Genomic DNA, 5,780 nt, shown 5'->3' on the forward strand with positions numbered 1-5,780 from the left:
TGGAAATGGATCGAAAAACAAAAATGGAGGTCCGTTTTACATTTCTTCTATATTAATCCCAATATATTCCGTAATTCTGCTGCGGCTGACTAAGTATATTCGATGTTAAAAAGACTCCAACAGGGGGGCAAGGCACTACTACTAATTATGTTAACTAGTTTTGTATAGAGTATTCATTTGATATTTGTAAAAAAGGGCATGAATGTATGCTTTTTTTCATACTGTATTTTGGAGGTGGAAAAATGACAAGAGTAGCTTACCAAAATGCAGACGTCGATTTAATGGCAAGGATGATGAGAGCAGAAGCTGAAGGCGAAGGACCACAAGGAATGCTATATGTTGGAAATGTCATTGTTAACCGTGTTGTAGCAGATTGTGCTGACTTTAAGGAATTAAGAACAATTAGAGATGTCATTTTTCACGTACAAGGAGGAAATTACTCTTTTGAAGCTGTTCAAAAAGGTAATGTATTTTATCAAAGAGCAAGAGAATCTGAAAGAAGATTAGCAAGAAAGAATTTGGAATATTGGAGAGATCACCCAGCGAAATATGCTCTTTGGTACTTTAATCCATATGGTCCGTGTCCTCCAACATGGTATGACCAACCTTTTACTGGTCAATTTAAACAACATTGTTTTTATGAACCAGCGCCTGGAACATGTGAAAGCGTTTATAGTCCTCGTTGAGGAAAAGATTCGAATATTTATAAAAACTAAAATAAACTTTTTAGTAACCGTATTTACCTAAGAAAGATTGTAAAATACTAACTTAACAAAAAGGTACATTAATTGAGTAAGCAGCAAAAAAGGATCTTCTTACTGGAAGATCCTCAGAGGGTTTGTCAAACCGCTGGGAGGTGCGAACCACTTCGGTTTTATGCCAATGGTTTCTTCAATGAGAGCATTCGTCTTTTCTAACTCTTGTATGGTATCACTTTTAGATCGCTTCTTAAGATCTAGATGACTATAAGCATGATTTCCAATTTCATGGCCTTCCCGATAGATCATCTTAGCTAGGTCAGGATTCTTTTTAACCCAGCTACCATCGAAAAAAAATGTCGCCTTCACCTTGGATTCCTTTAGTGTGGTAAGGATCGTTGGAATGTACTCATTACCCCAAGCAACATTTATTAATAACGCCACCATAGGCTTTTCTGGATTTCCTTTATAAATCGGGATGGGTGCTAGATTTTCTAAATGGACATTTGGAGGTTTTTCCTTATAAACAACTTTGTTTTTGTGAAAATTACCATCTGATTTCATTTTTTTATAACTAGATTCAATATCTACATCCAATCCATTGTATCCAGGAATTGCCTTCCACACTCTATCGACTTTTGCATCAATCGGTTCAATTTTATGTTCCTCTCTATACACTTTAATTTCTTTGTAAAGTTCATCATTTTTCTCCTTTAAGGCTGCTGTACCAGAGCCAATAGTATTAAATGGTCCAATAAGATCCGTAATTGTTAAAATGAAAGTACTTAAAAACACTATTAGTATTAGCGAATTTTTTTCCTCATAAAACTCCTCCGCAATATAAACTAATAATTTTAAAATACCCATCAACAATAGACTTATGTAATTAAAAAAAAACAATCATAACACTAATCTTATAGGCTTATTATTCCCATCCCATTAACTACACCGTAGGAAAAATCGGCTTTCTTCATGTCGATATTGCTTAGCGTATGTTTCCACGTTTGTTGTTGGGACTCTCAATAAAAAATTATTTTCCTTTAATTAAGGATGTTATTAAACCCACAGAGGTAATAGCTATACATGAATAAATGAAGGTATCTAATTTTAATAAAGCCAGACATGCCAACACAATAATTCCATCTATCAGTATGATTACAAGTGCAATATTTAACGAAAAAGTTTCAGAAATAATTTCAGCTAGTAAGTCAGTTCCTCCAGTGCTTGTCTTATATCGCAGCATTAGACCAACACCAACTCCAATTATTGCACCTCCAATTAGTGCGCTTGCAAGTTGGGGAATAAAAAATTGAGAACGAAGAGGAACAAGTAAATCAATAAATAAGGACGAAACCAATAAGCCTTGCAAACTACTAAAAAAATACTCTTTTTTATTTATTGAGGAAAATATACAAATAGGGATACTTAACCCCACCATTATAATACCAGTTGGAAATTTAAAAAAATAATGAAGTAATAGTGCGATCCCAAGGATTCCACCATCTATTAAATGATGAGGAACTAGAAACCCATTCACACCAACTCCTAATAACAGACTTCCAATAAGAGTAGCTATTAATTTCTTAAAAATAACAATCACCTTGTCTCATTTTTAATCTAATAATATGTCGGGGTTTTAAGGTTAAGAATAAGAATGCAGAGGAAAAATTAAATATATTAGGGAATACTTCATTTATTAGGGGATAATCGCCTCCACTTTCCCCCTTTCTTAAAAGGCATTAAAGTATCTAAAGAAAGTAATTCTTTAGGTACTTTAATGCTCCGAAATCCCATAAGTAAAAAATAATTTAAACTTCAGTAAAGTTACTATTACTCCCTTGATCCCATATATCTAAATCCCTTTTTAGTTCACTCCGTTTTTTTATTTATTGTGTAATAAGGTAAGTTTCCTTGAGCTGACGAAATAATTCGTGCAAAACTAAAATCATTTATGTTTATTTCCTTTATAGGCAAGTTAAATTATTTAAATTAATGAGAATTGCACTCTTATCACAAAGACACATATTCTATTCTAAAAATAAATTACTAACGTCTATCTGTGAAGATTACCTATACAGGAGCATTTTTCCCAAACAAAATGGGACTTCTCAATGAGGTCCCATTTCCTTGTTGTGCGCCCGGCATGCACATGAACTATAGGGTGCGAGTCCCGAACCCCGAAGACAGAAGTAGAGGTTAGCCAAGAGCTAGGGTGTCCGTGGTGACGCGGAATCTGAAGGAAGCTGGAGGCAAAACACCGGTCCGAGGAACACGAATCTCATACAAGGCTAGTTACGACTGGATGAGTTTGCAACACAAAACAAAGTCCTTTCTGTCGAAGGTCATACCTAGTAAATGAGGCGGATAGATGGTGTAAAAGTGCATGTGCTTACCCGGGGAGGTCTGATGGAAACGTGAAGTACCCTTCATAACCTACTTGGTGACAAGTAGCTGAATCATCAGAAGTCAGCAGAGGTCATAGTACGATTGGGTCTAGAACCAGTCGGAAGGACTGAACAATTAAGAGAGATTAGCCCTTGGCTTTCCATCTAGAATGAAATAGCACAGAAAACAGAGAAACCTCACGCTTAGAAAGTAGTGGTGAATCCCACGAGGGTATTTGCGGAGGGTGGAGTTCAGATGGGCATAATAAGATAAGCTAATCACGGAAAGGAACGAAATGGTGATGTTGAATCAAATTCTTGAACGGCAAAATATGATACAAGCGCTAAAGCGAGTGGAAGCGAATAAAGGAAGCCATGGAGTAGACATGATGCCCGTACAAACCTTACGACAGCACATCCTCGAAAATTGGGAAACCATTAAATCGCAGATTTTGAATGGAACCTATGAACCACAACCAGTACGTCGAGTCGAAATCCCGAAACCAGATGGTGGTGTGCGTTTACTAGGTATCCCAACCGTGACAGATCGTTTGATTCAACAAGCTATCTCGCAGATTTTATCAAAGGAATATGACAAAATATTTTCGGACCACAGTTATGGATTCCGTCCAAATCGGAGTGCCCATGACGCTGTTCGGAAAGCAAAGGGTTATTTAAAGGAAGGTTATCGATGGGTGATTGATATGGATTTAGAGAAATTCTTCGATAAGGTCAATCATGACCGACTAATGGCAACATTAGCGAAACGAATTTCAGATAAATCTTTATTAAAACTTATTCGTAAATATCTCCAAGCTGGTGTCATGATAAATGGAGTGATTTCAAGTATAGAAGAAGGAACACCACAAGGTGGACCTTTAAGTCCCTTACTTTCAAACATAGTTCTAGATGAACTCGATAAAGAGTTGGAGGAACGTGGACATAAATTCGTTCGATACGCAGATGATTGCAATATTTATGTGAAAACAGAACGTGCGGGTCTAAGAGTAATGGCGAGTGTACAAAGATTTATTGAGGGAAAACTTCGTTTAAAAGTAAACGAAAAGAAATCAGCGGTAGACCGTCCTTGGAACCGGAAGTTCTTAGGTTTTAGTTTCACGAATCACAAAGAACCAAAGGTTCGTCTTGCGAAAACAAGTCTAGTTCGAATGAAGAAGAAAATACGAGAGATTACCTCAAGAAAGATGCCATACTCCATGGAATACAGAATCAAGATGTTAAACCAATATCTAATGGGGTGGTGTGGTTATTTTGGATTAGCAGATACAAGTTCCACATTCAAATCACTAGATAGCTGGATTAAAAGAAGATTAAGAATGTGTCTATGGAAGAATTGGAAGAAACCTCAAACAAGAGTCAGAAATCTTACTCGGTTGAAAGTTCCTTCTGGAAAAGCATACGAGTGGGGAAACACCCGAAAAGGGTACTGGCGCATTTCTAAAAGCCCCATATTACACAGAACCCTCGGCAATTCCTATTGGGAAAGCCAAGGGCTGAAAAGTCTACAAGTTCGTTACGAAACTTTGCGTTATTCATCTTAATTGAACCGCCGTATACGGAACCGTACGTACGGTGGTATGAGAGGTCGGGAGTTAATCACTCCCTCCTACTCGATTATTAAGTATAATAATCTCTTTAATGGAGAGATAAACCAAACTGTTGTTCGTTTTATGAACTAACCGTTTTTATAACCGGTAACTAAACCATTAGCTCTAAGCTCGTGAAGGGGTAGCGTCCCGAAAATGCGGATTTACAACGTTAAGCTGTTTTCATTGTTAAAAACGAAGGATTTAACAACGATAAGACTTTTGAGACAAGTCTTACGAGACACTAGTAAGCTTTATTTTACGTAAAATCGGTTAAGTCCCAATAGATTAGACCATATTGATATAAACCTCATACCCCTTGATATAACAACGATTGTATTCTCAACGTTGTAAATTGTGAAAATCCTGACGCTACCCCGTGAAGTGGTGTCAGCTCCAATCTGGACTCCAAACTCCTATTCTCAATTTTATACTTCAAAATACCTGTTTATAATACATGTTGTATTAGTGATGATTTTAATTTATACAGAGTCATGATGCTAAAAAAAAGATATACGGATAATACGGATAATAAAAATAAGGATAACCATACCAAAATGGGCTCAATAACGTACCAGCCAACAAACCACCTAATAAACCGCCTAGAAATGGGCTTCTCCACCAATATGGTCTCCAAAAGAAGGGAGATCCAAAAAATGGTCTAAAGGGAAAAGGCCTAAAAAATGGTCTAAAGAAAATGGCCTTATACCCCAAATCCTTTGGTCTAAATTTTCAACCTGATTATTTTGCCGAGATGGATCGTAATAATATTGCGGTTCTGAATTCATGAAAAGGGATTTTAAATCAGGCTTAAATCTGTAATTGGTGCTTTGTTAAGGGCTAGAACATCGCATCTTTTTTATAAACGTCGCGACTTTCTTAAAAATATCGCGTCTTTTTTATTAGTATTGCAACTTTATTTCAAAGCTACAGAAGATTTATTTTAGTAATATTTTGGCTTAATTTTAAAACGAAAGGAATCTCAATAATTGTCTATCCAAAGGAATAATTGCTATTTAGAATTGAGGATAAAACATTTTATTCGAGGCATTCTATCTTTGTACTAAACCACAAACAGGAGGAAGTAGCAT

At 36.3% G+C, this 5,780-nt stretch carries 4 protein-coding genes; 2 read left to right on the top strand and 2 right to left on the bottom strand.

From position 1 onward, the window contains the following. Positions 1-242: 242 nt before the first annotated feature. On the top strand, positions 243-686 hold the full coding sequence (locus ADJ83_RS11490; RefSeq protein WP_031537041.1) for a cell wall hydrolase: 444 nt from the start codon (positions 243-245) through the stop codon (positions 684-686). 129 nt (positions 687-815) lie between these two features. Here ADJ83_RS11490 and ADJ83_RS11495 read toward each other — a convergent pair whose 3' ends face one another. After that, positions 816-1,565 carry a polysaccharide deacetylase family protein gene (locus ADJ83_RS11495; RefSeq protein WP_081836613.1) on the bottom strand — a complete coding sequence of 250 codons (750 nt, stop codon included), beginning with the start codon at positions 1,563-1,565 and terminating at the stop codon, positions 816-818. A 163-nt stretch (positions 1,566-1,728) separates the two neighbouring features. Next, positions 1,729-2,298 (bottom strand): YitT family protein, encoded by a 570-nt coding sequence (locus ADJ83_RS11500; protein WP_031537039.1) that lies wholly within the window; start codon positions 2,296-2,298, stop codon positions 1,729-1,731. Positions 2,299-3,381: 1,083 nt separating this feature from the next. Here ADJ83_RS11500 and ltrA point away from each other — a divergent pair. Next, entirely contained in the window at positions 3,382-4,644 is a 1,263-nt protein-coding gene (ltrA, locus tag ADJ83_RS11505) for a group II intron reverse transcriptase/maturase (protein WP_031537038.1), read from the top strand. Positions 4,645-5,780 lie beyond the last annotated feature (1,136 nt).

Origin of the sequence: Bacillus sp. 522_BSPC (assembly GCF_001076885.1) — a bacterium.
GTDB lineage: Bacteria > Bacillota > Bacilli > Bacillales > Cytobacillaceae > Niallia > Niallia hominis.